This is a genomic window from Streptomyces sp. NPDC059256 (assembly GCF_042753785.1).
In the GTDB taxonomy this organism is placed as follows: Bacteria; Actinomycetota; Actinomycetes; order Streptomycetales; family Streptomycetaceae; genus Streptomyces.
The window spans coordinates 104,909-129,856 of the sequence record NZ_JBHYZO010000003.1; the positions used below are offsets into that span (position 1 = coordinate 104,909).

Genomic DNA, 24,948 nt, shown 5'->3' on the forward strand with positions numbered 1-24,948 from the left:
CTCCGTCCCTCGAACGCGCCCAATCTCGCGGTCTCCTTCTTCAGTGCCTCTCGTTCTTCGTTACTGTCCTCCTTGGACAGCCGGAGGACAGCCGGGAGCATCCGCTCCCATGCCGGGTGTCGTAGGTCGCACGGCCCGTGCACGTGTCCGGCATCGCGGGCGGCCCACAGAGGCAGTGAACGAACGGAGTTGGGGGCATTGGCTACTCCTCCAGGTGACGGCAGCCCGGCGCAGGGCTTCTACCCGGACCCCTCCATTCCCGGCTACGTCCGGTACTGGAACGGCGCCGCCTGGGTGCCCGGTACGAGTCGGCCCGCGCCCAAGGACGGCGAGGCGATGCCCGCAGGGCCGGGGCAGGGCGGGTCCGGTACCGCAGCGGTTCCGCCGCAGCAACGCCACGCACCTTCCCCCGAGACCCGCGTGGAGGAGACCGGTCCGGTCTTCCTCGACGAGGACCCGCCCGCCGAGCCCGTGCGCCAGGAACCCGCGAGCGTCTGGCAGGCCGACACCTCCCGGCAGACCGGATTCGGCGGCGAACGCGACAACCTGGTCTCGTGGGGCGGTGAGCAGGGCCAGCGCCCGCCCGCCCAGGACCAGTCCCCGGCCGCCGATCCCGCCCAGGGTGATCCCTCCGGTGGCGCCCTGCCCGGGGTGCGATCCAGTAGTCCGGCTCCGGATGCTGCACCGGCCACGGGTCTGCCAGTCAGGCAGCGCAGGAACACCGAGGGCCCGGAGCCCCAGCCCTCCGCCGAGAGCACCATGGCCATCCGCGCGCTGCGCGCCCGGGTCGCCCAGAAGAAGGCCGACGCAAGTCCGGGCCGACAGGCTTCCCCCTCACCCCAGGGTCAGCAGCCCCCGCACTCCCAAGGACGACCCGGGCAGCAGGTGCCGCAGGGCCGACAGACGGCACCCACGAGTGCCCAGCAGTCGGCGCCGCAGGCCGAGCAGCCCCTGACCTCCCGCTCGATGAACCCACCCGCCCAGTCGCGAGGCTCCGACTTCCCACAGCAGACGACAGTCGCGTCCGGGGCCGGTGGCGGTTCCGCCTCCTGGCCGCAGCAGGTCCACCAACTCGCCCAGGGCAGCACCGTCGGTGACCCTCCGGTCGTCCCGTGGAAGCCCCCGGTCGACGACCCCTTCCTCCAGGCCGCCCAAGCACACGCCGCCGCCCGGCCCGCTCCGCTCGGCAAGCGACTGATCGCCCGGCTGATCGACACCGTGGTGCTCGGAGCCCTCGTCGGCGCGGTCGCCGTACCGGTGGGCACCCAGGCTCTCGCCCACATCGACGACAAGATCGAGGCGGCGAAGCAGTCCGGGCAGACCGTCACCGTCTGGCTGCTGGACGGCACCACAGGGGTGCATCTGGCCATCGTGCTCGGCGCGCTCCTCCTGCTGGGCGTGGTCTACGAGGCCGTTCCCACGGCCAAGTGGGGTCGCACGCTCGGCAAGAAGGTCTGTGGGCTGGCCGTGGTCGACATCGAGTCTCACGGCCCGCCGACCTTCGGCGGCGCCCTGCGCCGCTGGCTCCTCTACAGCGGACTCGGGCTGCTCGCCATCGGCTTGCTCAATGTGCTGTGGTGCCTGTTCGACCGTCCGTGGCGGCAGTGCTGGCACGACAAGGCGGCGCACACCTTCGTCACCCGGGCCTGACCGGCTGACCCGTCATCAGCAACGGGTCCCCCGAACGGCGTGTCAGCTTTTGCGGACTTCTCCGGGGCACGATGCACTGCCCTCATGAGTAACGATCAGCCTCCGCCCCCCGGCCCGGGAAGCCCCGACGACGATCCCTTCCTGAAGAAGCCGCAGCAGCCTCCGCAGGACGGCGCGGGCAGTGGTGATCAGCCGCCTCCGCCTCCGCCGCCCCCGCCTCCACCCGGGGGTTCTCCGTACGGCGGGCAGGGGGGTGCCGGCCAGGGTTCCCCCTACGGCGGACAGGGCCCGGGTCAGGGCGGCGGCCCCTACGGCGGCGGGGGCGGGACCCCGCCCCCGTACGACCCCAACGCCTACGGCGGGCCCTATGGCGGCGGACCCGATCCGCTCGCCGGAATGCCGCCGCTCGCCGAGTTCGGCAAGCGGTTCAGTGCCCGGATCATCGATGCCCTGATCATCTTCATTCCGCTGTTCCTGCTGTCGCTGATCTTCGGCGGCTGGAACGTGAACGGTGACAGCGGTGACGGTTGGGACGACATCGCCAACGACGTGAACACCGGTCGGCAGTGGATCTGGTCCGCGATCTCCCTCATCGCCTATGTCGGCTACGACACCTGGATGGTGAAGAAGTCCGGCCAGACCATCGGCAAGCGGCTGTTGAAGATCCGGGTGGCGATGCTGAACGACGGCAGCACCCCGGACACCCGCTCCTCGCTGCTTCGGGCCGCGGTGCTCTGGGTGCCGGCGCTGGTGTGTTGCTTCTGCGTCTGGTGGATCGTCATCATCGCCACGATCCTCGCCGACAAGCCCTACAAACAGGGGCTGCACGACAAGGCCGGCAAGACGGTGGTGGTCGCGGTGCCCCCGGTGACCGCGGGGTGAGCCCGGTCCGGGGCGCTCAAGGCCGCGGCCACGGCGATGGGTCGGGCGCGTCAGCGGCGCAGCGAGTGCTCGCGCGAGGAGCGGACCCGGGTGGTCAGACCGTCAGCGGAGGGCGCCGACGTGGTGCGGCCGGCTGCGGCGCGGTAGCTCGCGGAGAGCGAGCGGGCCGTCCCGGCGGCCTTGGCCGCCCGTGCTGCCCGGCCGATGGGTACCGCCACCGCGACGGTCAGTCCCAGCACCATCGAACCGAGGCCGATGGCCGCGATCGCGAGGAGGCCGGTGGCTTCGGTGAGCAGCAGCAGGGCCAGTGCACAGAGCACGACGGTGGCCGAACCGGAGGCGAGCTGTGCGGCAGTCGGACGAGGCATGACGGTATCCGTCCTGGGGCTATGCCGGGAGGCATGGTGGTCGGGAAACGGTCGAGGGTCTGACACAACGCAATCGCACTGACAGAAGACTCTACGGTGCTCGATGCCCGGACGGAACCTGGGGTAAGCGTCACCTGACCCGGCGCAGGTCAGGGGTCGGTGCATAGGGGGCGCACGGATTCATACAGGGCAAGACTTGGCCTGTTCCATGCGCCGGTTTTGCGCAGCCGTCCTGTCCGAAAATCGGAACTGGGCTTCTGCATAGTGCAGTTGGAATGTCCGTGTCAAGGTCTGTCTTTTCTTCCTCCACTACGGTCGAATGCCGTCACTTGTGACGCGACGCCTCCCGCGGACAACAACCCCACATCGGTCCGCGGCGAAGGAACGCAGGGGAGGACACCACCAAGTGACCACCAGACGACGGACGATCAGAGCGTCCGCGGTGCTCGTTGCGCTTGCCGCGGCCACCGCAACGGCCTCGGCGTTCAGCACCGCGCAGGCGGGGGATCAGGGGTCCCACGCCAAGGCGGCGCCGACAGCCATTGAGCGCCACGACCCGGCTCCGCAGAAGGGTCATGTCGAGCACGATCTCGACGGCCCGTTCAGCAAGCAACAGGAGATGGAGCGCCAGGCGGCGCTGGAGCAGGTCATAGCCGGGGACGCGACCGTGCAGCAGCGCGGTGCGTCCAAGGTCGTCAAGCTCGACGACAAGAAGTACGTCGAGCTGGGCCGGGAGAAGACCGACAAGATCTTCACCATCCTGGTCGAGTTCGGCGACAAGGTCGACGACACCACGATGTACGACCCGGACGGCCCCGGAGGCCCTCAGCCCCCGGTCAAGAAGTACGGCGGCACCCCGGGTCCGCTGCACAACACGATCGCCAAGCCCGATCGCGCAGTCGACAACTCCACGGCCTGGCAGGCCGACTACAACCGTCAGCACTTCCAGGACCTCTACTTCGGCTCCGGCAAGGACACCGCCGGCAAGCCCAAGGAGTCCCTGAAGACCTACTACGAGAAGACCTCATCGGGCCGCTACTCGGTCGCCGGCACGGTCTCCGACTGGGTCAAGGTCGAGCACAACGAGGCCCGCTACGGCTCCAACTACTGTGGCGACTCCAACTGCGACAACGTCTGGGACACCGTCCGCGACGGAGTCACCGCCTGGGTCGCCGACCAGCGCGCCAAGGGCCGCACGGACGCCCAGATCAAGGCCGACATCGCCCAGTACGACCTCTGGGACCGCTACGACTTCGACGGCGACGGCAACTTCAACGAGTCCGACGGCTACATCGATCACTTCCAGATCGTGCACGCCGGTGAGGACGAGTCCGCGGGCGGCGGCGCCCAGGGCCCGGACGCCCTGTGGGCGCACCGCTGGTACGCGTACGGCACCGACGCCGGGCAGACCGGACCGGCCCACAACAGGGCCGGCGGCACCCAGATCGGTGACACCGGCATCTGGGTCGGCGACTACACGATGCAGCCCGAGAACGGCGGCCTCGGCGTCTTCGCCCATGAGTACGGCCACGACCTCGGTCTGCCCGACCACTACGACACCTCGGGCCGCGGCGAGAACTCGACCGGCTTCTGGACCCTGATGTCGTCCGGCTCCTGGCTCGGCAACGGCAAGGACTCCATCGGCGACCTCCCCGGCGACATGACCGCCTGGGACAAGCTCCAGCTCGGCTGGCTCAACTACACCAAGGGCAAGGCGGCGACCAAGTCGACGCACACCCTCGGCGTGGCCGCCTACAACACCACCCGGCCGCAGGCGCTGATCGTCGAACTGCCGAAGAAGCCCGTCACGCGGACGATCGTCAAGCCCGCCCAGGGCACCGGCCAGTGGTGGAGCAACCAGGGCGACAACCTGAAGAACACGCTCTCCCGCCAGGTCGATCTGACCGGCAAGTCCAGCGCCTCCCTCGAACTCTCCGGCTGGTGGGAGATCGAGAAGGGGTACGACTACCTCTACACCGAGGTGTCGACGGACGGCGGAGCCAACTGGACCGCGCTCGACGGCACGGCCGACGGCGCGCCCCTGACCCGCGACGCCAGCAACGCACCCGCGCTGACCGACGTGTCGGGCGCTTACAAGAAGCTCGTCTACCCGCTCGACGCTTACGCGGGCAAGAAGGTCGACGTCCGCTTCCGCTACCAGACGGACGGTGGCGCCGGCGGCAAGGGCTTCGCGGCCGACGAGATCACGGTCAAGGCGGACGGCGCCGCGCTGTTCACGGACAACGCCGAGACGACCGACGCGGCCTGGACCGCGAAGGGCTTCTCACGCATAGGCGAGTCCTTCACCCAGGAGTACGAGCAGTACTACCTCGCGGAGAACCGCCAGTACGTCTCGTACGACAAGACCCTCAAGGTCGGCCCGTACAACTTCGGGTTCAAGGCGCCGAAGGACTCCTGGGTCGAGCACTACCCGTACCAGAACGGTCTGCTGGTCTGGCTGTGGGACACCTCGCAGCGCGACAACAACACCAGCGCCCACCCGGGATCGGGCCGCGTGCTGCCGATCGACGCCAAAGCCACCCCGCTGAAGTGGGCGGACGGCACCTTGATGCGCAACCGCATCCAGGCGTTCGACTCCACCTTCAGCACCTTCCGTACCGATGCGCTCACGCTGCACCGTGCGGACGTCCCGACGACGATCAAGGCGAAGGCGGGCAACCCGGTCTTCGACGACCGCAAGGGCGTCTACTGGTACCCGGAGACCCCGACCGCCGGGGTGAAGGTAACTGACACCAACACCAAGATCTCGATCGTCAAGGAGTCGCGGACTGGCTCGACGATCACGGTGAAGGTCGGTCCCTCCACCAAGTAGAAGATAATAAGTCCAGGTCAGAGCATGATCGGCCGTTGCCCCCTGGCGGGCGGCGGCCGATCGTGTTTAGGTGCGTGGTGCCAGACCGTTATTGACACGCCATCTCACGGGGGAGTGGTTCGCCATGCCAGGCGGAGGTTTCAGCAAGCTGCCGAGCGGCAGCGTGGTCGTCGCGCTCAGTCTGCCCAGTCCGCTGGGCGACGGGAGCCCGGCCCGCTTCCTGGTGCACGCGCCGAACCGGGCGCGGGCGCTGACCCGGCTACGGAACCTGGGGCTGCGGGCGGTGTATCTGCGGGGGAACGCGGAACCCCCCACCCCGGACGAGATCACCGCGGTGCTGCACCACCCGGACGGTCTGCTGTGGCGCACCCAGCCCGGGAGCGGAGCAGAGCTCTGGCACCCGATACGCACCCGCCTGAGGGAGCGGGCCCACTGGGCGCCGTTGCCGGGCGGAGAGGCAGTCCCGGCCCCCACGTCGGCCTAGAAGCCGCCTGGGGCGCACCCGGGGCCGGGCCCGCAGAGGGGCCCGGCCCCCGGGTGCGCTCGGGGCGGACTCAGCCCACGTCCACCGGCTTGCCCGACAGCTCGACTCCGGCGGCGCGCAGGTCCTTCAGCGCCTGTACCGTCGTCGCGGGGGAGACCGCCGCCGTCAGATCCAGCAGCACCTGGGTGGTGAAGCCCTCGCGGGCGGCGTCCAGCGCGGTCGCCTTCACACAGTGGTCGGTCGCGATGCCCACGACGTCCACCTCGGTGACGTCGTGGTCACGCAGCCACTGCGCCAGCGTCATGCCGTTCTCGTCGGCGCCCTCGAAGCCGCTGTAGGCCGCCTCGTACGCGCCCTTGTCGAAGACCGCGTCGATCGCTCCGGACGCCACAGCGGGCGCGAAGTTCGGGTGGAAGCCGACGCCCTCGGTGCCGGCGACGCAGTGCCGCGGCCAACTCGTCACGAAGTTGGGGGTCTCGGAGAAGTGGTCGCCCGGGTCGATGTGGTGGTCCCGGGTGGCGACGACATGGCGGTAGCCCGCGGGCACGGTCTGGCCGATGAGGTCGGTGATGGCTGCGGCGACGTCGGCACCTCCCTTCACCGCGAGGCTGCCGCCTTCGCAGAAGTCGTTCTGAACGTCGACGACGATCAAGGCGCGGTGCATGGCGGCTGTCCTTAGGGAGTGCTGGGCGTGCTGCTCGGCGGACGGGTGATGGCGGGGTTCCTGCGGCGCAGCCGAGCCCCGTCACCCGGTCCGCCGCATGGGAAGAGGCTCCCCACCGACAAGCAGTTCATACGTACGTCATACATACTCCGTCGGGAGGACGGGCTCACCCCGGGAGAGCTGGATGGCCGACATCGGCAGCCCGGTCCGGGCCGTGATGTGCCGCTGTCGAGCCGCTTCCAGCGGCTCCCGGCCGATGACCTCGCCGCCCTTGACCAGCTCGACGAGCAGTTGGCGCTCGACGAGGTCGGCGGGCACCGGACCGAGGCCCACCACCTCCGCCTCCGCGACGCCCTCGTCGTCCACCCGGCGCGCCGCCCACTTGCGACCGCCGATCGAGGACTTCGCACCGAGGGACTTCTTCGCCACCGGCTCCAGCGGCGCGTCCGGCTCGGCGGACCGGGCGCGGGCGACCAGCTTGTAGACCATGGAGCAGGTCGGATGACCACTGCCGGTGACCAGCTGCGTACCGACGCCGTAGGCGTCGACCGGTGCGGCTGCCAGCGATGCGATGGCGTACTCGTCCAGGTCGGAGGTGACCACGATCTTGGTGTTCTGCGCCCCGAGCTCGTCGAGCTGCTGGCGCACCCGATGGGCGACGAGCAGCAGATCACCGGAGTCGATCCGGACCGCGCCGAGCTCCGGTCCGGCGATCTCGACCGCCGTACGGACCGCCTCGGCCACGTCGTAGGTGTCGACCAGCAAGGTGGTGCCGCGGCCCAGCGAGTCGACCTGGGCCCGGAAGGCGTCCCGCTCGCTGTCGTGGAGCAGGGTGAAGGCGTGGGCGCTGGTCCCGACGGTCGGAATCGCATAACGGAAGCCCGCCGCGAGGTCGGAGGTGGAGTCGAAGCCCCCGACGTAGGCAGCGCGCGCCGAGGCCACTGCGGACAGTTCGTGGGTGCGCCTGGCGCCCATCTCGATCAGTCGCCGCCCGCCCGCGGCTGCGGACATCCGTGAGGCGGCTGCGGCGATCGCCGAGTCGTGGTTGAGGATGGAGAGGATCACGGTCTCCAGCAGCACGCACTCGGCGAACGACCCCTCCACGCGCATCAGCGGAGAGCCGGGGAAGTACACCTCGCCCTCGGGATAGCCCCAGATGTCGCCGCTGAAGCGGTAGGAGGCCAGCCACTCCAAGGTGGGCTCATCGACGATCCGCTGCTCGCGCAGGAAGCCGAGCACTCCCGCGTCGAAGCGGAAGTTCTCCACGGCGTCCAGCACCCGGCCCGTACCGGCCACCACTCCGTAGCGCCGCCCGCCGGGCAGTCGGCGGGTGAAGACCTCGAAGACCGAGCGGCGGTCGGCGGTGCCGGCCTTGAGGGCCGCCTGGACCATCGTGTACTCGTACTGATCGGTAAAGAGGGCCGTCGAGGGGACATCCACCGGGAGCCCCAGGTCCGCAGTGTTCACGGCACTCAACCTCGCTCTGTCATCGTCGGAGCCCGGAAGACCCCGGGCGATCCAGCCATGGCCAGGATGCTACCCCACATTTCGTCAATCTGACGAGATGGCCCCTCGGTCAGCTTCCGTGACCTGCTGGATTCCCGCCGTGACCCCCTGTCCCCCTCAGGCCCGGGAGGCGCCTCCGAGGCCGAGAGCCTGGCTGGGACGCGGGGGCCGTTTGTGCGTCGAGGCCCCGTGAGTGGCAGCATGGACCAGGTGAGTGTTGCTCCCACTGAGATCGAACGCACCGAGTCCGCGGAGAAGCCTTTCGCTGTCCCCGAGCCGGACGTGCCGTGGGTGACGCTCGTCCACAACGACCCGGTCAATCTGATGAGCTATGTCACCTATGTCTTCCAGGCATACTTCGGCTATTCCAAGGACAAGGCGCGCAAACTGATGCTCGACGTCCATCACAAGGGCCGGGCCGTGGTCTCCAGCGGCAGTCGCGAGGAGATGGAGCGCGACGTCCAGGCCATGCACGGCTACGGCCTGTGGGCGACCCTCTCCCAGGACCGCAACTGATGGCGGGACAGTTCGAAGCCATCGGCGGCGGCGGGGCCGCGGTCGCCCTCGACGAGGTCGAGATCTCCATCCTGCGCTCCCTGGCCGTACAGCTCCTGGAGCTGATCGGGCCCGGCGAAGAGCCGGTGGAGGGCGAGGACCCGCTCGCGGCGCTGTTCACCAACGGACCGTCCGAGCCGCCCAGTGACCCGGCGCTCGCCCGGCTCTTCCCCGAGGCGTACACCGGCCCCGACGTCACCGACCAGACCGACGAGCTACAAGCCGCCTCCGCCGAGTTCAGACGGTTCACCGAGAACGACCTGCGCTCCCGCAAGCGCACCGACGCCCTCTGCGTCGTCCGCACCCTCGACGGGCTCACGGTCGGCGGCGAAGGCGGGGCGGTCCTCAAACTGACCGCCGACGAGTGCCTCAACTGGCTCGGCGCCCTCAATGACCTGCGCATCACCATCGGCACCCGGCTCGATGTCTCCGACGACGACGAGAGCGACGACCTGTACCACCTCCCCGACGACGATCCGCGCAAGCCGATGGTGATGGCCTACCTCTGGCTCGGCGCGCTTCAGGAGACGCTCGTCGAGACCCTGATGCCCGACGCCTGACGCCTGATGCCTGACGTCTGAATGCCCGACGCCTGGTCGGACCGGCAGCCCCGCTCCGACCTGGCAGACCCATCGACGCACGACCGGCCCCGCGCCCCTCCCACCGGAGGGGCGCGGGGCCGGTCCGCGTTCAAGGGCCTTCGGTCCCAGGAGTCGTCGTTGGCCCCCAAGGCCCCCAAGGCCCCCAAGGCCCCCGAGGCCCCCGAGGTCATCGATGCCTCCGCAACAGCCGGACCGCCGTCCGAGGCGGCGGCCCGCGCACCCCCCGTACGCTCAGCGCACCCTCAAATCCGAATAACGATCACGTCACCTGAACGGTCCCGTTTGCCGCGCCAAGGGACCTTTCTCCCCTTCTGCTTGTGGTGTGCCCCACACTCGCCGTCGACGATCGTCAAAACGGCCGTGATAGATCTTCACGACCGCCAGGGACCCCACCCACGGCCCCTTGCGGCGCTTGAGCCGGCCGACCGCCGGTGGCACTCCATCCACATCCGGGGGGATCAGGACCTGATCCGCGCCCGCGCGCCAGCCGCAGCGGGGCGGATCAGATGGAGAAAGGGCGCAAATCACATGACTTCAGTGCAGGTAGGCGACGAGAACGGGCCGGGCGGCCCCAACGCCGTCGTCACCCCACCGGACACCGGAACACCCCACCGGGACGAGTCGGACCAGGGATACCACCGCGGACTCGGGGCCCGACAGATCCAGATGATCGCCATCGGCGGCGCCATCGGGACCGGACTCTTCCTCGGCGCGGGCAAGGCCATCTCCAAGGCCGGCCCCAGCCTCATCCTCGCGTACGCCATCGCGGGCCTGGTCATCTTCTTCATCATGCGGGCCCTGGGCGAACTGCTGATGTACCGCCCCGTGGCCGGTTCCTTCTCGGAGTACGCCCGCGAGTTCATCGGCCCCTTCGCCGGCTTCGCCACCGGCTGGACGTACTGGCTGTTCTGGGTCGTCACCGGCATGACCGAGGTGACCGCCGCTGCCCAGTACATGACCTACTGGTTCGACGTGCCCCAGTGGATCTCCGCACTGGTCTTCACCCTCGTGCTGTACGGGGCCAATCTGATCTCCGTGAAGCTCTTCGGTGAGCTGGAGTTCTGGTTTTCGATGATCAAGGTCACCGCCATCGTCGGCATGATCCTCATCTGCCTCGGCATCCTCACCCTCGGCTTCTCCGACGCCGGTGACTCCGCGTCCGTCTCCCTGCTGTGGAGCGACGGCGGATTCTTCCCCAAGGGCATCGGCGGCACCTTGATGACCCTTCAGATCGTGATGTTCGCCTTCCTCGCCGTCGAGTTGGTCGGCGTCACCGCGGGCGAGTCCAAGGACCCCGAGAAGACCCTGCCCAAGGCCATCAACACCGTGCCCTGGCGGATCGCCGTCTTCTACATCGGCGCCCTCATCATGATCCTCTCCGTGGTGTCCTGGACGAACTTCCAGCCCGGTGTCTCCCCCTTCGTCGCCGCCTTCGACAAGATGGGCCTCGCCGTCGGCGCGGGCATCGTGAACTTCGTCGTCCTCACCGCAGCCCTGTCGTCCTGCAACTCGGGCATGTACTCCACCGGCCGGATGCTGCGCGACCTCGCCCTCAACAACCAGGGCCCCGCCCTCTTCACCCGGCTCACCAAGAACGGCACCCCGCTCATCGGCACCACCTTCTCGGCCGGACTGATGATGATCGGCGTCTGGATCAACTACCAGTGGCCGGGGGAGGCGTTCAACAAGGTCGTCTCCTTCGCCACCATCTCCGGCATGTGGGCCTGGATCATGATCCTCATCAGCCAGCTCCGCTACCGGGCCAAGGCCGACCGCGGCGAAGTGCCGCAATCGTCCTTCAAGGCCCCCGGTGCACCCTGGACCAGCTGGTTCGCGCTCGCCTTCATCGGCATGGTCATCGTGATGATGGGCATCGACGAGGAAGCGCGGATCTCCCTCTACTGCGCTCCCCTGTGGGCGCTCGGACTGCTCGTCAGCTATCGCTCACTCAAGAAGCGCAATCCGCAGGGCAGCGCCTTCGCCAAACGCTGACGGCGTTCCACGGCACCGTCGCACGATCAAGCGCTTGACCGGACATGAGCGGACTGGCCAGGAGCTCGACCGGACGGGAACTGACCGGACGGGAACTGACCGGACAGGAAGTGCCTGGACAGGAAGTGACCGGCCGGGAGCGGACGATCGCTCCCGGCCGGCCGTGCGACCGGTTCGCCGGAGCGTGCCCGTGTCTGGACCGGTTCTGCCGTGTTCGTGTCCGTGTCCGTGCCCGGGCCGTGTACGGGCCCACCAGAGCCGCCACCCCGAGCCGGTCGGGACGGGCTGCTTATCCTGATCGGCATGCTGACTATCACCCAGGCCCTCTACGACCAGATCGTCGCCCACTCCCGCGCCGATCACCCCGATGAGGCGTGCGGCGTCGTTGCCGGACCCGTCGGCGAGGGCCGCCCCGAGCGGTTCATCCCCATGCTCAACGCCGCCCGATCGCCCACCTTCTACGAGTTCGACTCCGCGGACCTCCTCAAGCTGTACCGGGAGATGGACGACAACGACGAAGAGCCGGTCATCATCTACCACTCGCACACCGCGACCGAGGCGTACCCCTCGCGCACCGACGTCTCCTACGCCAACGAGCCCGGCGCCCACTACGTGCTGGTCTCCACCGCCGACAAGGACGAGGAGGGGCCCTTCCAGTTCCGCTCGTACCGCATCGTGGACGGCGTGATCACCGAGGAGGAGATCAAGGTCGTGGAGAGCTACTGAGCCGGTCCTCCGGCACCCCGCAACAGGGCCGAAACACTGTCCCGCACCGGGCAATGCCCGCACTGTGAGCAGAATGCATCCATCATCTGAGATCACACTCCAGAATCCGGACCGGGAATCGATACGATGACCGCATGGTTCCCCATGACGTGAGCGACAAGACGCCGAGCACAGTCCTGCTCGTGGCGCGGCTGCACGTCGACCTGTGCCGCCTCGCAAGCGCGATGTGTACGGCCCGGACCGCGCCCTGACCCAGGCCCGAACCGCACCGCCAGGCCGAGCGCGACCGTACGAGCACCACCCCCTCGCGCGGGGGTCAGACGCGCGCCCTGAGCCACCGTCCCGACAGGAGCCCACACCATGGCCATCGAGGTCCGCATCCCGACCATCCTCCGCACGTACACCGACGGGGAGAAGGCCGTCGAAGGCAGCGGAGGCACCATCGCCGAACTCCTCGCCGACCTCGACTCCCGCCACAACGGCATCCAGGAGCGCATCGTCGAAGGCGGTGAACTCCGCCGCTTCGTCAACGTCTACCTCAACGACGAGGACGTTCGATTCCTCGCCGGCATCGCCACCGAACTCTCCGACGGCGACAGCGTCACGATCCTCCCGGCCGTCGCCGGTGGATCGACCGCGACGCACCCCCGTTCCGCCCGGTGGCGTGCGGGAATGCGCTGATGCGCTACGACTCCCCCCTCGCCGCGGTCGGCAACACCCCCCTGGTGCGCCTACCGCGGCTCTCGCCGTCCGACGACGTCCGCATCTGGGCCAAGCTGGAAGACCGCAACCCGACCGGCTCCATCAAGGACCGTCCCGCGCTCTTCATGATCGAGCAGGCCGAGAAGGACGGCAGGCTCACACCCGGCTGCACCATCCTGGAACCGACCTCGGGCAACACCGGTATCTCCCTCGCCATGGCCGCCAGGCTCAAGGGCTACCGCATCGTCTGCGTCATGCCGGAGAACACCAGCGAGGAGCGCCGCCAACTGCTCGCCATGTGGGGAGCCGAGATCATCTCCTCACCGGCCGCGGGAGGCTCCAACACCGCCGTCCGCGTCGCCAAGGAACTCTCCGCCGAGAACCCCTCCTGGGTAATGCTCTACCAGTACGGCAACCCCGCCAACGCCGGAGCGCACTACGCCGGCACCGGGCCGGAGATCCTCGCGGACCTGCCGTCCATCACCCACTTCGTCGCCGGCCTCGGCACCACCGGCACCCTGATGGGCGTGGGCCGCTACTTGCGCGAACACGTACCCGACGTCAAGATCGTCGCCGCTGAGCCGCGCTACGACGACCTGGTCTACGGGCTGCGCAACCTCGACGAGGGTTTCGTCCCCGAGCTCTACGACTCGACCGTCCTCACCACCCGCTTCTCCGTCGGCTCGGCGGACGCCGTGACCCGCACCCGGGAACTGCTCCAGCAAGAGGGCATCTTCGCCGGAGTCTCCACCGGCGCCGCACTCCATGCGGCCATCGGCGTGGGCAGGAAGGCGCTCAACGCCGGCGAGGCGGCCGACATCGTCTTCGTCGTCGCCGACGGTGGCTGGAAGTACCTCTCCACCGGTGTGTACACGGCCAAGACCACGGAAGAGGCCATCGACCTCCTCCAAGGACAGCTCTGGGCCTGACCCCCTGGCCGACCCCTGCCCCGGCCGACCGAGCCCCGGCCCTCCACTCGTCGCAGTCGACCCGTCGCCGTCCGTCCGAACCACCGGCCGAGCCGCCCGATCACAGCAGCCCAGTTGCCAGACGGACGGCGACAACCGCCCGGATCATCGCGGCACCGTACCCTCACCGAAGACGAGGGCCGGGGCACCGAAGCAGCCGGACCCCGCACCACAGCTCGAACGCTCCCGGGTAACCCCCGAGCAAGCGGAACCCGCCGATCGACCGTCAAAGAGCCCCGGTCCCTTTACCAAGGGATCGGGGCTTTTCGCCACCCTCACGCCCCGTGCGCTCCCACCCTCACGCCCCACGCGCCCTCCGAATCGGTGACAGCGCAGGTGAGTTCCCCCACACCCCCCCTCCCCGAAGGAGCGGTGCCCCCTTTTGCGCTTTACGCTCGATCCACCGCACGCCCCCCACCCCAGCCCTCCCCGTCAACGGAGGTTCAGGCTCCATGAAGCTCACCGTCGTCGGCTGCTCGGGCTCGTTCCCGTCCGCGGAATCGGCCTGTTCGAGCTACCTCGTAGAGGCCGACGGCTTCCGGCTGCTCCTCGACATGGGCAACGGCGCCCTCGGCGAGTTGCAGCGCCACGTCGGTCTCTATGACCTCGACGCCATCTTCCTCAGCCATCTCCACGCCGATCACTGCATCGACATGTGCGCGTACTTCGTCGCGCGCTACTACCGGCACGACGGCGGTCGCTGCCCAGCGCTGCCCGTGTACGGTCCCGAAGGCACCGAGCAGCGATTGACCACGGCGTACGCGGACACCCCGTCGCCGTCCTCGATGAGTGAGGTCTTCGATTTCCACACCCTGAAGTCCGGAAGCTTCGACATCGGCCCCTTCTCCGTGCGAACGGAACGGGTGGCGCATCCCGTCGAGGCGTTCGGCATCAGGCTGGAGCACGGCGGCAGGACACTGACGTACTCGGGCGATACGGGCGTCTGCGATGCGCTGGACGAGTTGGCCGAAGGGGCGGACCTCTTCCTGTGCGAGGCGTCCTTCACCTACGGCAAGGAAGACGTGCCCGATCTCCATCTCAACGGCAGGGAAGCGGGTGCCCACGCACAGCGGGCGGGGGCCGGTCGGCTGGTGCTGACGCACGTACCGCCGTGGACGGACGGGCAGCGCAATCTCGCCGATGCCCGCGCCGAGTACCGGGGACCTGCGGAGATCGCCGTACCGGGCGCCGTGTACGAGGTCTGAGCCGGCGGCCCCCTGCCAGCTGCCCGCTGCCTGCGGACAGCCGCCGGCCGAGGTCGATCTGCCGGCCCGCGGAGGCCGCACCCCGTTGCCGGACATGCTTCCGGGGCCGGCCGCGGCTGTTCATGACAGGTGGTCACACAGGGCCGAAGCCCCCGGTTCCAGCGCGGCAACCAGGGGCACGGGCGGAGGTGGTGAGCGGCCTATTTGGCCTCCGCCTTCATGAGGTCAGCCAGTTCCTCGTCCGACTCCCGCCCCGGAGTCGGCAGATTGAACCGAGTGATGGCCCAGCGGAACACCACGTAATAGACGACTGCGAAGCACAGCCCCACGAGTGCCAGGCCCCAGGGGTTGGACGCGATCCCCAGATTCAGCAGGAAGTCGACCGCACCGGCCGAGAAGCCGAAACCGTCCTTCATCCCCAGGCCCCAGGTGAGCGCCATGGAGACCCCGGTGAGTACCGCGTGCACGGCGTAGAGCACCGGCGCGATGAACATGAAGGTGAATTCGATCGGCTCGGTCACACCGGTCACGAACGACGTCAGCGCCAGCGAGAACATCATTCCGCCCACCACCTTGCGCCGCTCCGGGCGGGCACAGTGGACGATCGCCAGACAGGCCGCGGGCAGTGCGAACATCATGATCGGGAAGAAGCCGGTCATGAACTGCCCGGCCGTCGGGTCACCGGCCAGGAACCGGGCGATGTCGCCGCTCTTGCCGTCGTAGGAACCCGCCTGGAACCAGGGGAACGAGTTCAGGAGATGGTGCATGCCGACCGGGATGAGCGCGCGGTTGGCGACGCCGAAGATGCCCGCGCCCACCGCGCCGGAGCCGACCAGCCATTCACCGCTGTTGTGCAGGGCCGTGCCGAGTACCGGCCAGAGGAATCCGAAGGCGATGCCGATCAGCAGTCCGGCGAAGGCGGACAGTATGGGAACCAGCCGTCGACCGCCGAAGAAGCCGGCCCAGTCGGGCAGTTTGGTGCGGTAGAAGCGCTGGTAGAGCAGGGCGACGACCAGTCCCATCACCACACCGCCGAGGACTTTGGCGTCCACGGGTGCTTCCCGCATCACGATGGCGCCGTCCACGACTTCGGCGACCTTCGGCAGGTTCTTGTCGGTGAACGTACCGAGCACGCTCTTGAAGACCAGATAGCCGGTGACGGCCGCCAGCGCGGTCGAGCCGTCGGATTTCCTGGCGAAGCCGATGGCGATGCCGACGGCGAACAACAACGCCATATTGTCGAGGATCGCGTTGCCGCCGGCGTGCATATAGCCGGCTATCTCGGTGAGGAAGGACGGGAACGACTCACGGCCGAGCATGTCGTCATTGCCGAGTCGAACGAGGAGCGCGGCAGCGGGGAGGACGGCGACGGGGAGCATCAGGCTGCGGCCAATGCGCTGCATGACGGCCATCGCGCCCGCGCCCCACTTTTTCCGATCCGCCGGGGCGGTGCTGGCGGTGGACATCAACTTCCTCCAGGGGAGCAAGGCGCCGCGAGGACGAGAAGCGGGGAGGCGGCGTCTACAAGGGGGTGCGGCGATCCGCATGGTCTACACCACTAAGTGGTGTAGACCTTTTTAACATGGGGGGAGTCGATGAGGAACAGGGGAAAAGCGTCGAATGTGACGTGCGATATGTGAATTCCAACACCGCGGAGCGAGCTCCGCGGGTGAATGGATTCGATCATGGATGCGGGGCCGGAACACATCGGGAACGCATGGGAACGCATGGGAACGCATCGGAAAGGCGAGAGCCTGACATCGCGGCGATCGGAACTCGCACCCACGCTGAGCGGTCGGTGAGGCTACTCGAAGCCGCCCATGGCACTGGGAAAAGGGCAGCACTACGACCGGACGCCGGAAATCGCCAGCGGGCAACGGCAGGCAGTGCGAGACACGACGAACCCGGCACCGACCGCGCGGCCAGGACAAGAGAAGAAGGCGGCCAGGGCAAGAGAAGAAGAGCGGGAAGCCGTCGAGGCTTCCCGCCCTCAAACTCGCCCTTCTACCACCGGCATCGCCGGAACACACGCGGACCAGCCCGCCACGGAAACCGTCTGATGCCGGGAATTCAACCTCCCGGCCAACCTGAATCGGCCCGGGAAACACGCCCCATTCCCTGTGCCCGCACCGGAAGAATGCCGTCGCGGATGTGCTGCTACTTCACATTCTCGCGTTCCATCTCATCGCCAACTTCCTCCGGTTCACGCCCCGGCGTCTGGATGTTGAATTTGATGATCGCGAACCGGAACACCACGTAGTACACCAAGGCGAAACCGAGCCCGATCGGAATGATCAGCCAAGGTTTCGTCGCCAAGGACCAGTTGATGACGTAGTCGATCAGACCGGCGGAGAAACTGAAACCGTCCTTCACCCCCAACGCCCATGTCACCGCCATCGAGACACCCGTCAACACCGCATGCACCGCATACAGCGCCGGCGCCACGAAGAGGAACGAATACTCCAGCGGCTCCGTGATCCCCGTGACGAACGATGTCAGGGCGACCGACAGCATCAACCCGCCGATCTCCTTGCGCCGATGAGGTCGCGCGCAATGGGTGATGGCCAGAGCAGCCGCGGGCAGGGCGAACATCATGATGGGGAAGAACCCCGTCGTGAACTGACCCGCATCGGGGTCACCCGCCAGGAACATTGAAATGTCACCGTGCACCACCGTGCCGTCCGGCTTGGTGTAACTGCCCAGCTGGAACCAGATCGGCACGTTCAGGAACTGATGCAGACCGATCACCAGCAAGGCCCGGTTGGTGACCCCGAAGATGCCCGAACCCCACGGGCCCAACTCCACCAACCAGTCGCTGAAGCTCTCCAGGCCCCGGCCCACCGGCGGCCAGACCCACAGGGAGATCACCGCGATTGCGATACCGACGAACGACATGATGATCGGCACCAGCCGGCGGCCATTGAAGAAGCCCAACCAGTCCACCAGCTTCGTCCGGTGGAAACGCTGCCAGAAGTACGCCGCCAGCAGGCCCATCACGATGCCACCGAAGACCCCGGGGTTCTGATAGGTGAAGGCCGCCACCGAATTGTCCGGCGCCTGACACCCCGTCGCCACGGCCTGCGCCTGATCGGGGCAGTCCTCCGGGAACTGCCTCAGCACGTTGTAGTAGACGAGGAAGCCCGCCACCGCCGCCAGCGCCGTCGAGCCGTCCGACTTCTTCGCCATGCCGATGGCGACACCCACACAGAACAGCAGCGGCAGACCGATGTTGGAGTCCAACAGGGCGCCACCCGCGCCCGCCATCACCTTCGCCACGTCGTTCCAGCCCAGCCCGTCCGAACCGAAGACATCGGGCTGGCCGAGGCGATTGAGAATGCCGGCCGCAGGCAGCACAGCGATGGGGAGCTGAAGGCTGCGCCCCATCTTCTGTAGTCCCTGGAACAGTTTGCTGCCCCAGGACGGCTGCGATCTGGCGGCGGCGGCGCTCTCGGAGCTCATCGACGTCCCTCCTGGAACTGGCCCGGTTGGCAGGTGTTGCAGACTGGTGTAGACCAGTTGCGGCAAGGCTCCGGGTCACCCATGACTGATGTCGCGCCCTCGGTCGGGCCCGTGCCCTCGGTCATCTACGGAACGCCGGTGATCGTTATCTTCAGCGATGAACCGGTCACTCGCCCGTGAAGTTGGGCCAACCGTGCGTTAACGTGACAAAGCGGGCCATTGGTGGGCCGACGCAGCACCGGGCGACCACTCAAGGCGCCCTAGGAACGCAGGGAGAGAACATGGCCAGCAAGGCTGAGAAGATCGTCGCCGGCCTCGGCGGCATCGAGAACATCGAGGAGATCGAAGGCTGCATCACCCGCCTCCGCACCGAAGTCATCGACCCGGCCAAGGTCGACGAAGCCGCCCTCAAGGCCGCCGGCGCCCACGGAGTCGTCAAGATGGGCACCGCGATCCAGGTCGTCATCGGCACCGACGCCGACCCCATCGCCGCCGACATCGAAGACATGATGTGAGCTGACCGCCCCTCAGCCCAACCCTGGCACAGACATGCGAAAGGGCCTCATCCCCACGGTGAAAACCAGGGGACGGGGCCCTTCCGCACAGCCGATAGGCTCACCCCCATGTCTCGCATCGACGGCCGCACCCCCGAACAGCTCCGCCCGGTCACCCTTGAGCGCGGATGGAGCAAGCACGCAGAGGGCTCCGTCCTCATCTCCTTCGGCGACACCAAAGTCTTCTGCACCGCGTCGGTCACCGAAGGCGTACCGCGCTGGCGCAAGGGCACCGGCGAAGGCTGGGTCACCGGCGAGTACTCGATGCTGCCCCGCTCCACCAACACCCGCGGCGACCGCGAATCCGTCCGCGGCAAGATCGGCGGACGCACCCACGAGATCAGCCGACTCATCGGCCGGTCCCTCCGAGCCGTCATCGACTACAAAGCACTGGGCGAGAACACGATCGTCCTCGACTGCGATGTACTCCAGGCCGACGGCGGCACCCGCACCGCCGCCATCACCGGCGCCTACGTCGCACTGGCCGACGCCGTGAACTGGGCCCAACAGAAGAAGCTCATCCGCGCCGGACGCAAGCCGCTCACCGGCACCGTGTCCGCCGTATCGGTCGGCATCGTCGACGGCGAACCCCTCCTCGACCTCTGCTACGAGGAAGACGTCCGGGCCGACACCGACATGAACGTCGTCTGCACCGGAGACGGGCGCTTCGTCGAGGTCCAGGGCACCGCCGAAGCCGAGCCCTTCGACCGCAAGGAGCTCAACGCACTCCTCGACCTGGCGACCGCCGGCTGCACCGACCTCGCAGCCCTCCAGCTCGAAGCACTCGGCCGCACGGACACCACGGGCTGACCCGCACCCGCTGCGCGGCCGTCGCGGCGGCGAACACATCGGTCATGACCCCACCCAGCGACGGACACCGGCCGAAACCGCCCCGCCGTACCCCGGCGCACGGGCGGCTCGCTTCCTCGCTCCTCTTCACCCCTCTTCAGCAGGGGGGAAGCCTCCACCGGACCGGCACCCCACTGCCCGGCACGCCGACTGGGTAAAGAAGCAACCAAGAACGCCCCAGCGGGCGTCGTTAAGGACACGGGCGCACGGGCCAAACCGTGCGCCCGGCCGTATCCGGGAGGGACCGTTCCATGTCTGCGCGCCGCCGTATCGCACTCACGCTCGCTGCCACCGCCCTGATCATCCCGATCACCGTGGGCTGTAGCGCCATCGACAAGGCCCTCGACTGTGTGGAGACCGCCGAGGCCATCGCGACCAGCGTCGACAAGCTCACCGAAGCCGCCTCCAACGCGACCGAGAACCCCGCCCAGGCCCGCCAGGCCCTCGACGACATCGACAAAGAGCTCGACAGCCTCAGCGACAAGACCGACAACGCCGACCTCACCAAGGCCGTCGACGATCTGAACGCCGGCGTCGACAACGTCCGCAAGGCCATCGAAGGCGGCGACGCCACCCCCGACCTCAAGCCCGTCACCGACGCGGCCTCCGAGATCGGCAAGGTCTGCAGCCCCTGATCTGACCACCCGGGTCCACCCCCACACGGCACTCGCCGATAATCGGTGCATGACCCGACTCATCCTTGCCACCCGCAACGCCGGGAAGATCACCGAACTGAGGGCCATCCTCGCCGACGCGGAACTGCCGCTCGAACTCGTCGGCGCGGATGCCTACCCCCAGATCCCCGACGTCAAGGAAACCGGCGTCACCTTCGCCCAGAACGCCCTGCTCAAAGCACACGCGCTCGCACAAGCGACCGGACTACCAGCCGTCGCCGACGACTCCGGCCTCTGCGTCGACGTCCTCGGCGGCGCACCCGGAATCTTCTCCGCCCGCTGGGCCGGAACACACGGCGACGACACCGCCAACCTCAATCTGCTCCTCGCCCAGCTGTCCGACATCGCACCGGAGCACCGGGGAGCCCACTTCTTCTGCGCTGCGGCTCTCGCGCTCCCCGACGGCACGGAACGGGTCGTCGAGGGGCGAATGCTCGGCACCCTGCGCGACCGCCCGGCCGGCACCAACGGCTTCGGCTACGACCCGATCCTCCAGCCGGAGGGCGAGACCCGTACGGCGGCGGAGCTGAGCCCGGCGGAGAAGAACGCGATCAGCCACCGCGGCAAGGCATTCCGGGCCCTGGTCCCGGCCATCGGGGAACTGCTGGGCTGAGAGCCCTCGGATGGAAAGAACGAAGGCACGCCCTCGATTGCCGAGAAGCGTGCCTTCGTTTCCAAGGTGTGCGGCCGGAGGGACTCGAACCCTCAAGGGATTTCTCCCACGACATCCTAAATGTCGCGCGTAGGCCAATTCCGCCACGGCCGCCAGCCCTCCGTTATGGTAGCGGCTGCTCTGGAGTTTCGCCGCCCTCGTTTGCCCGTGCGTCTCGGGGTCTACCGCCCCGGCACCATGTGCTGGTGACCGCATGGCAGTTGGGGCACAGCAGTCGAAGGTTCTCCGCACGGTCGTCCAGTCGGTCGCCGTTGATGTGGTCGATCTCCAGCGTCATCGTCCGACCCTGCCACGCAGGTCCAGTGCCACAGTCGGCACATTGCTCCGGCAACCCGAGATCACGCAGGGCCTGACGCAACCGGGCCGTCTTCGTTCGGTGGCCGCCCCTACGCTTCGTGAGTACGTGCACCGCGCTCGCCCTTGGCGTGGTGGATGGCCTTCCTCGCCCCTGTGCCTGGCCCAGGAAATGAGAGGTCGAGAGGGCTTCTTCCGCTATCCAGTTGCGCAAAGCCGCTCGTTGAACACCGTTGTCCCGCCGATCGAGTCGTCTCAGCGCTTCAGCCAAGGAGTGTGAGGCTGCCACCGCCGTGCGCAGTTCGGCGCTTGAGGGCCGCGGTCCGCTGTGTCGGCGTCGCGGAAAATGTGAGACGTCGATGCCGTTCTGTTCGAAGCAGCGGAGCAGATGGCGCTTCAGTCCTTCGTAGGGGGAGGTGCCGAAGAATGCGATGACCTCGTCCAGGTTCGTGCACTGCTTCGCTGCCGTCCTCAGTTCTGCGGGCGTATAGCGCCTGGCGGCAGAAGTCATTCGGTCCCCCTGGCCTCAGCGCGGTGGGCGACGGCTGTTCGCCCGCCCTTTCCTCGGCCTCGGTAATTGTCCGTGGCCGAATGACAGTTGGGGCAGAGAATTCGTAGATTGTCGATCCGGTTGTTGCGCCAGTCACCATCGATGTGATCGACCTCCAGCGGAAGAGGGCGCCCGCGCCACAACGGGCCAGTGCCGCACAGAGCGCATCGGTTGGGCACACCGGTGGTCGCGAGGGCCCGTTTGAGACGCTCGCCCCGGATGCGCCGAGCGCTCTGAGAGGGCTGTTTCACCAGCAGCGATGCCGGTGCGCGTCGTCGAGTCCTTCCGTTGGGCGGCGGGGGCCGGAAGTGGGAAGTGTCGATTCCATAGGCTTTGATACGGCGGCTGATGTTCGTGTGGTGACCTCCCACCGCCTCGATGCCCAGCCGCCGCAGTACCTCGTACACGCTGGTCGAAGCCGCCACAGCCGGTTCAAGGACGTCTCGCGTCCACCGTGCCCCTTCACGTTCGAAATGGTCCGTGGATATTCCGAGCCGCTTCATCCGCTCGCTGATGTACTTGCGCGTTGGACTCTTCGGGTCGATTCCAAGGCGGACCAGTGCCTCGGTCAGCGTTCGCGAGGATTGTGCCGCCGCGGCGAGGCGATCCTCCGTATAGGGGCTCTTGCCCATGGCTCCTCCGTCCGGATCGCGGTTCTGCGACCCGAACGGACTAACGAACCGATATTCGAAGCGGTTACGTGCGAAATGTGGAGTTGCCGCTCCCGCTTTGGTCGAAGGAGTGAGGCCCCCTCGGGCGCCGTCGGATGGTCGAACCCGAACCGGTCAGCGAAAAGGAGGCCCCGGGCCAGGGGTGGGGTTTAGATGCCCAGATCCTTGATGATCTTTGCGACATGCCCGGTCGCCTTCACGTTGTAGAGCGCACGCTCCACCTTGCCCTCCTCGTCCACCACCACCGTGGACCGGATGACCCCCGTGACGACCTTTCCGTACAACTTCTTCTCGCCGTACGCCCCGTACGCGGTCAGGACTTCCTTGTCCGGGTCCGCGACCAGGGTGACCTTGAGGTCCTCCTTGTCCCGGAACTTGGCCAGCTTCTCCGGCTTGTCCGGCGACACGCCGATCACGTCGTAACCCGCGCCGGCCAGCAGCTCAAGGTTGTCCGTGAAGTCGCACGCCTGCTTGGTGCACCCGGGGGTCAGGGCCGCCGGGTAGAAGTACACGATCACCTTGCGGCCCTTGTGGGACGCGAGCGACACCTCGTTGCCGTCCGCGTCGGGGAGGGTGAAGTCAGGGGCCGGATCGCCGGGCTTAAGTCGCTCGCTCATGGTTCTCCTCGTCAAGCCGTGCGGGTGTACGCCGTCGAGCGTAATAGGGGTGCCGGCGGGTAGGTGCGCGGCAGAGCTGACAGACTGTCGACGAAGAACACACTGGACACGACCACGGAGGCAGCGCGGTGTCGGACGCGAGGACCCCTGCGCAGATCGAGGCGGACATCGTCCGCAGGCGCGACCAGCTTGCCGAGACGCTCGACGAGATCGGGGTGCGGGTGCACCCCAAGACGATCATCGGCGATGCGAAGGCCAAGGCGGCTTCCACGGTCGATCGGACCGCGGGCCGGGCCTTCGCCACGGTCAACCGCAAGGTGGTGGACGTACGGTCGGTGTTCGTCTCGGCCGACGGCGCACCGCGATTGGAACGGCTGGTGCCGCTGGCGGTTGCCGTGGTCGGTTTGGTGGGACTGATGGCCGTTTCCACCGGACGCAAGCGCCGTCGGTGACCCGTGGGCGGGTGAACCGCCCGGGGGCAGGTAAGTTCATCGGGTGAGCCCCAACAGTCATGAGCACGGCACCCAGCACGACAAGCTGCCCATTCGCATGCTGCACGACCGCGTGTTGGTGCGCACCGACGGTCCGGAGGGTGAGCGTCGTTCCACGGGCGGCATTGTGATCCCGGCGACCGCGGCGGTCGGCCGGCGCCTCGCATGGGCCGAGGTGGTTGCGGTCGGACAGAATGTGCGGACGGTGGAGACCGGTGACCGGGTGTTGTACGACCCTGAGGACCGGGCCGAGGTCGAGGTCCGGGGCGTGGCGTACGTGCTGATGCGGGAGCGCGATCTGCACGCGGTGGCCGCTGATCGGTTCCAGGGTTCTGAGGATTCCACCGGGCTCTACCTCTGACCTGGGCTGGACCCCCGTAGATCCCGGCCTGCCTGCACTGTAGATCCGGGCCTGGCTGCACTGTGCCTTTCGCTGGCTTGCCGCCGCGCTCCTCGCTGACCTGCTCTTTTCTGAACCGCCTTCTGATCCGCTGCGGCTTGGGTTCCGGTGGCCCATGGGGCCGGTGACTGATCTCACCAGCCCTTTCGCCGTTGATTTGCTACGGTGGAAGCAACCCCGACGAGACGCGCCGTACCGGGCTGGCAAAGACGACGCACCCCGTTGAAATCGTGTCTCTCGGAGGTGCCGTCATGGCCTGGGTTCTTTTGATCATCGCCGGTGTGCTTGAGGTCGGCTGGTCGATCGGTATGAAGTTCACCGATGGTTTCACCAAGCTCTGGCCCAGTGTGTTCACGGGCGCGGGCATTGTCGCGAGCATGTTCTTGCTGGCGCAGGCGGCGAAGACGCTGCCGATCGGTACGGCGTACGGCGTGTGGGTCGGTATCGGTGCTGCCGGTGCGGCGATCGTGGGCATGGTGGCCCTGAACGAGCCGGTGACGGCCGCCCGGATCTTCTTCGTCTCGCTGCTGCTGGTCGCCGTGGTCGGGCTGAAGGTGACATCCGGCCACTGAGGTCGTG

At 67.8% G+C, this 24,948-nt stretch carries 27 protein-coding genes, 1 tRNA gene and 1 riboswitch; of the genes, 19 read left to right on the top strand and 9 right to left on the bottom strand.

The annotated features are described in order from the left end of the window. Nucleotides 1–189 precede the first annotated feature (189 nt). Both ACFXJL_RS08495 and ACFXJL_RS08500 read left to right on the top strand, forming a co-directional pair. Complete coding sequence (locus ACFXJL_RS08495) at nt 190–1,650, top strand: RDD family protein (RefSeq protein WP_384690471.1); 1,461 nt, start codon at nt 190–192, stop codon at nt 1,648–1,650. A gap of 84 nt (nt 1,651–1,734) precedes the next feature. Next, nucleotides 1,735–2,532, top strand: coding sequence for an RDD family protein (locus tag ACFXJL_RS08500; protein WP_384690474.1), 798 nt, complete (start codon nt 1,735–1,737; stop codon nt 2,530–2,532). A 50-nt stretch (nt 2,533–2,582) separates the two neighbouring features. On the opposite strand, the gene ACFXJL_RS08505 is transcribed toward ACFXJL_RS08500, so the two are convergent. Continuing rightward, nucleotides 2,583–2,900: a hypothetical protein gene (locus ACFXJL_RS08505; RefSeq protein ID WP_358877407.1), complete on the bottom strand. Its 318-nt coding sequence runs from the start codon at nt 2,898–2,900 to the stop codon at nt 2,583–2,585. 406 nt (nt 2,901–3,306) lie between these two features. Here ACFXJL_RS08505 and ACFXJL_RS08510 point away from each other — a divergent pair, with 406 nt between their 5' ends. Next, on the top strand, nt 3,307–5,733 hold the full coding sequence (locus ACFXJL_RS08510; RefSeq protein WP_384690477.1) for an immune inhibitor A domain-containing protein: 2,427 nt from the start codon (nt 3,307–3,309) through the stop codon (nt 5,731–5,733). Between the two features lie 124 nt (nt 5,734–5,857). Continuing rightward, nucleotides 5,858–6,217 carry a hypothetical protein gene (locus tag ACFXJL_RS08515; RefSeq protein WP_329019550.1) on the top strand — a complete coding sequence of 120 codons (360 nt, stop codon included), beginning with the start codon at nt 5,858–5,860 and terminating at the stop codon, nt 6,215–6,217. 70 nt (nt 6,218–6,287) lie between these two features. On the opposite strand, the gene ACFXJL_RS08520 is transcribed toward ACFXJL_RS08515, so the two are convergent. Both ACFXJL_RS08520 and ACFXJL_RS08525 read right to left on the bottom strand, forming a co-directional pair. Further along, complete coding sequence (locus ACFXJL_RS08520; RefSeq protein WP_358877409.1) at nt 6,288–6,881, bottom strand: isochorismatase family protein; 594 nt, start codon at nt 6,879–6,881, stop codon at nt 6,288–6,290. 138 nt (nt 6,882–7,019) lie between these two features. Continuing rightward, nucleotides 7,020–8,348: a nicotinate phosphoribosyltransferase gene (locus ACFXJL_RS08525; RefSeq protein WP_384641775.1), complete on the bottom strand. Its 1,329-nt coding sequence runs from the start codon at nt 8,346–8,348 to the stop codon at nt 7,020–7,022. Between the two features lie 240 nt (nt 8,349–8,588). Between ACFXJL_RS08525 and clpS the strand changes: the two genes are divergently transcribed. The 8 genes from clpS (at nt 8,589) to ACFXJL_RS08565 (ending at nt 15,137) form a co-directional block, all read left to right on the top strand. Beyond that, nucleotides 8,589–8,903, top strand: coding sequence for an ATP-dependent Clp protease adapter ClpS (clpS, locus tag ACFXJL_RS08530; RefSeq protein ID WP_250922541.1), 315 nt, complete (start codon nt 8,589–8,591; stop codon nt 8,901–8,903). After that, a complete protein-coding gene (locus tag ACFXJL_RS08535; RefSeq protein WP_358877411.1) occupies nt 8,903–9,502 on the top strand; it encodes a DUF2017 domain-containing protein in 600 nt (199 codons plus the stop codon). Before clpS ends, ACFXJL_RS08535 begins: the two co-directional genes overlap by 1 nt. Nucleotides 9,503–10,072: 570 nt before the next feature. Beyond that, nucleotides 10,073–11,536: an amino acid permease gene (locus ACFXJL_RS08540; protein WP_358877412.1), complete on the top strand. Its 1,464-nt coding sequence runs from the start codon at nt 10,073–10,075 to the stop codon at nt 11,534–11,536. A gap of 303 nt (nt 11,537–11,839) precedes the next feature. Then, nucleotides 11,840–12,262, top strand: coding sequence for a M67 family metallopeptidase (locus ACFXJL_RS08545; RefSeq protein WP_329019532.1), 423 nt, complete (start codon nt 11,840–11,842; stop codon nt 12,260–12,262). Nucleotides 12,263–12,396: 134 nt separating this feature from the next. Beyond that, nucleotides 12,397–12,513 carry a putative leader peptide gene (locus ACFXJL_RS08550; RefSeq protein ID WP_329019529.1) on the top strand — a complete coding sequence of 39 codons (117 nt, stop codon included), beginning with the start codon at nt 12,397–12,399 and terminating at the stop codon, nt 12,511–12,513. Nucleotides 12,514–12,622: 109 nt separating this feature from the next. Next, a complete protein-coding gene (locus ACFXJL_RS08555; RefSeq protein WP_329019527.1) occupies nt 12,623–12,943 on the top strand; it encodes a MoaD/ThiS family protein in 321 nt (106 codons plus the stop codon). Then, entirely contained in the window at nt 12,943–13,893 is a 951-nt protein-coding gene (locus ACFXJL_RS08560; protein WP_358877413.1) for a cysteine synthase, read from the top strand. The genes ACFXJL_RS08555 and ACFXJL_RS08560 overlap by 1 nt, the downstream gene beginning before the upstream one ends. Nucleotides 13,894–14,384: 491 nt before the next feature. After that, the gene (locus tag ACFXJL_RS08565; protein WP_384690486.1) at nt 14,385–15,137 is read left to right on the top strand and encodes an MBL fold metallo-hydrolase; all 753 of its coding nucleotides are present in this window, start codon (nt 14,385–14,387) and stop codon (nt 15,135–15,137) included. A 200-nt stretch (nt 15,138–15,337) separates the two neighbouring features. Here the strand turns inward: ACFXJL_RS08565 and ACFXJL_RS08570 are convergent, their stop codons facing one another. Next, nucleotides 15,338–16,603: a PTS transporter subunit EIIC gene (locus tag ACFXJL_RS08570; RefSeq protein ID WP_384690489.1), complete on the bottom strand. Its 1,266-nt coding sequence runs from the start codon at nt 16,601–16,603 to the stop codon at nt 15,338–15,340. Nucleotides 16,604–17,294: 691 nt separating this feature from the next. After that, nucleotides 17,295–18,596 (bottom strand): PTS transporter subunit EIIC, encoded by a 1,302-nt coding sequence (locus tag ACFXJL_RS08575; RefSeq protein WP_358877416.1) that lies wholly within the window; start codon nt 18,594–18,596, stop codon nt 17,295–17,297. Nucleotides 18,597–18,799: 203 nt separating this feature from the next. Between ACFXJL_RS08575 and ACFXJL_RS08580 the strand changes: the two genes are divergently transcribed. From ACFXJL_RS08580 to rdgB, 4 genes are all read left to right on the top strand, one after another. Continuing rightward, entirely contained in the window at nt 18,800–19,111 is a 312-nt protein-coding gene (locus ACFXJL_RS08580; protein ID WP_358877417.1) for a PTS glucose/sucrose transporter subunit IIB, read from the top strand. Nucleotides 19,112–19,219: 108 nt separating this feature from the next. Beyond that, entirely contained in the window at nt 19,220–19,960 is a 741-nt protein-coding gene (rph, locus tag ACFXJL_RS08585) for a ribonuclease PH (RefSeq protein WP_358877418.1), read from the top strand. A 290-nt stretch (nt 19,961–20,250) separates the two neighbouring features. Then, on the top strand, nt 20,251–20,634 hold the full coding sequence (locus ACFXJL_RS08590; protein WP_358877419.1) for a hypothetical protein: 384 nt from the start codon (nt 20,251–20,253) through the stop codon (nt 20,632–20,634). A 49-nt stretch (nt 20,635–20,683) separates the two neighbouring features. Beyond that, nucleotides 20,684–21,286, top strand: a complete 603-nt coding sequence (gene rdgB / locus ACFXJL_RS08595; RefSeq protein WP_358877420.1) for an RdgB/HAM1 family non-canonical purine NTP pyrophosphatase — start codon at nt 20,684–20,686, stop codon at nt 21,284–21,286. 69 nt (nt 21,287–21,355) lie between these two features. Here the strand turns inward: rdgB and ACFXJL_RS08600 are convergent. The 4 genes from ACFXJL_RS08600 to bcp all read right to left on the bottom strand — a co-directional run bounded on the left by ACFXJL_RS08600 (nt 21,356) and on the right by bcp (nt 23,478). Continuing rightward, nucleotides 21,356–21,439: transfer RNA gene (locus ACFXJL_RS08600), tRNA-Leu, on the bottom strand. Between the two features lie 10 nt (nt 21,440–21,449). Then, complete coding sequence (locus ACFXJL_RS08605) at nt 21,450–22,151, bottom strand: HNH endonuclease (protein ID WP_384690494.1); 702 nt, start codon at nt 22,149–22,151, stop codon at nt 21,450–21,452. Further along, entirely contained in the window at nt 22,148–22,822 is a 675-nt protein-coding gene (locus ACFXJL_RS08610; RefSeq protein ID WP_384690497.1) for an HNH endonuclease signature motif containing protein, read from the bottom strand. Before ACFXJL_RS08610 ends, ACFXJL_RS08605 begins: the two co-directional genes overlap by 4 nt. A 188-nt stretch (nt 22,823–23,010) precedes the next feature. Next, nucleotides 23,011–23,478 (bottom strand): thioredoxin-dependent thiol peroxidase, encoded by a 468-nt coding sequence (bcp, locus tag ACFXJL_RS08615; protein ID WP_358877423.1) that lies wholly within the window; start codon nt 23,476–23,478, stop codon nt 23,011–23,013. 128 nt (nt 23,479–23,606) lie between these two features. On the opposite strand from bcp, the gene ACFXJL_RS08620 reads away from it, so the two are divergent. The 3 genes from ACFXJL_RS08620 (at nt 23,607) to ACFXJL_RS08630 (ending at nt 24,941) form a co-directional block, all read left to right on the top strand. Next, on the top strand, nt 23,607–23,930 hold the full coding sequence (locus ACFXJL_RS08620; protein ID WP_358877424.1) for a DUF3618 domain-containing protein: 324 nt from the start codon (nt 23,607–23,609) through the stop codon (nt 23,928–23,930). A gap of 43 nt (nt 23,931–23,973) precedes the next feature. Beyond that, entirely contained in the window at nt 23,974–24,330 is a 357-nt protein-coding gene (locus tag ACFXJL_RS08625) for a co-chaperone GroES (RefSeq protein WP_358877425.1), read from the top strand. A gap of 193 nt (nt 24,331–24,523) precedes the next feature. Further along, nucleotides 24,524–24,588, top strand: a riboswitch (guanidine-III (ykkC-III) riboswitch). A gap of 32 nt (nt 24,589–24,620) precedes the next feature. Then, nucleotides 24,621–24,941, top strand: a complete 321-nt coding sequence (locus ACFXJL_RS08630; protein ID WP_358877426.1) for a multidrug efflux SMR transporter — start codon at nt 24,621–24,623, stop codon at nt 24,939–24,941. Nucleotides 24,942–24,948: the final 7 nt, after the last annotated feature.

Coding starts and splice junctions, on each gene's coding strand:
- ACFXJL_RS08500 (WP_384690474.1), top strand. CDS start 1,735: ATGAGTAACGATCAGCCTCCGCCCCCCGGCCCGGGAAGCCCCGACGAC.
- ACFXJL_RS08505 (WP_358877407.1), bottom strand. CDS start 2,900: ATGCCTCGTCCGACTGCCGCACAGCTCGCCTCCGGTTCGGCCACCGTC.
- ACFXJL_RS08515 (WP_329019550.1), top strand. CDS start 5,858: ATGCCAGGCGGAGGTTTCAGCAAGCTGCCGAGCGGCAGCGTGGTCGTC.
- ACFXJL_RS08520 (WP_358877409.1), bottom strand. CDS start 6,881: ATGCACCGCGCCTTGATCGTCGTCGACGTTCAGAACGACTTCTGCGAA.
- clpS (WP_250922541.1), top strand. CDS start 8,589: ATGGACCAGGTGAGTGTTGCTCCCACTGAGATCGAACGCACCGAGTCC.
- ACFXJL_RS08535 (WP_358877411.1), top strand. CDS start 8,903: ATGGCGGGACAGTTCGAAGCCATCGGCGGCGGCGGGGCCGCGGTCGCC.
- ACFXJL_RS08540 (WP_358877412.1), top strand. CDS start 10,073: ATGACTTCAGTGCAGGTAGGCGACGAGAACGGGCCGGGCGGCCCCAAC.
- ACFXJL_RS08545 (WP_329019532.1), top strand. CDS start 11,840: ATGCTGACTATCACCCAGGCCCTCTACGACCAGATCGTCGCCCACTCC.
- ACFXJL_RS08550 (WP_329019529.1), top strand. CDS start 12,397: ATGGTTCCCCATGACGTGAGCGACAAGACGCCGAGCACAGTCCTGCTC.
- ACFXJL_RS08555 (WP_329019527.1), top strand. CDS start 12,623: ATGGCCATCGAGGTCCGCATCCCGACCATCCTCCGCACGTACACCGAC.
- ACFXJL_RS08560 (WP_358877413.1), top strand. CDS start 12,943: ATGCGCTACGACTCCCCCCTCGCCGCGGTCGGCAACACCCCCCTGGTG.
- ACFXJL_RS08565 (WP_384690486.1), top strand. CDS start 14,385: ATGAAGCTCACCGTCGTCGGCTGCTCGGGCTCGTTCCCGTCCGCGGAA.
- ACFXJL_RS08570 (WP_384690489.1), bottom strand. CDS start 16,603: ATGTCCACCGCCAGCACCGCCCCGGCGGATCGGAAAAAGTGGGGCGCG.
- ACFXJL_RS08575 (WP_358877416.1), bottom strand. CDS start 18,596: ATGAGCTCCGAGAGCGCCGCCGCCGCCAGATCGCAGCCGTCCTGGGGC.
- rph (WP_358877418.1), top strand. CDS start 19,220: ATGTCTCGCATCGACGGCCGCACCCCCGAACAGCTCCGCCCGGTCACC.
- ACFXJL_RS08590 (WP_358877419.1), top strand. CDS start 20,251: ATGTCTGCGCGCCGCCGTATCGCACTCACGCTCGCTGCCACCGCCCTG.
- rdgB (WP_358877420.1), top strand. CDS start 20,684: ATGACCCGACTCATCCTTGCCACCCGCAACGCCGGGAAGATCACCGAA.
- ACFXJL_RS08605 (WP_384690494.1), bottom strand. CDS start 22,151: ATGACTTCTGCCGCCAGGCGCTATACGCCCGCAGAACTGAGGACGGCA.
- ACFXJL_RS08610 (WP_384690497.1), bottom strand. CDS start 22,822: ATGGGCAAGAGCCCCTATACGGAGGATCGCCTCGCCGCGGCGGCACAA.
- bcp (WP_358877423.1), bottom strand. CDS start 23,478: ATGAGCGAGCGACTTAAGCCCGGCGATCCGGCCCCTGACTTCACCCTC.
- ACFXJL_RS08630 (WP_358877426.1), top strand. CDS start 24,621: ATGGCCTGGGTTCTTTTGATCATCGCCGGTGTGCTTGAGGTCGGCTGG.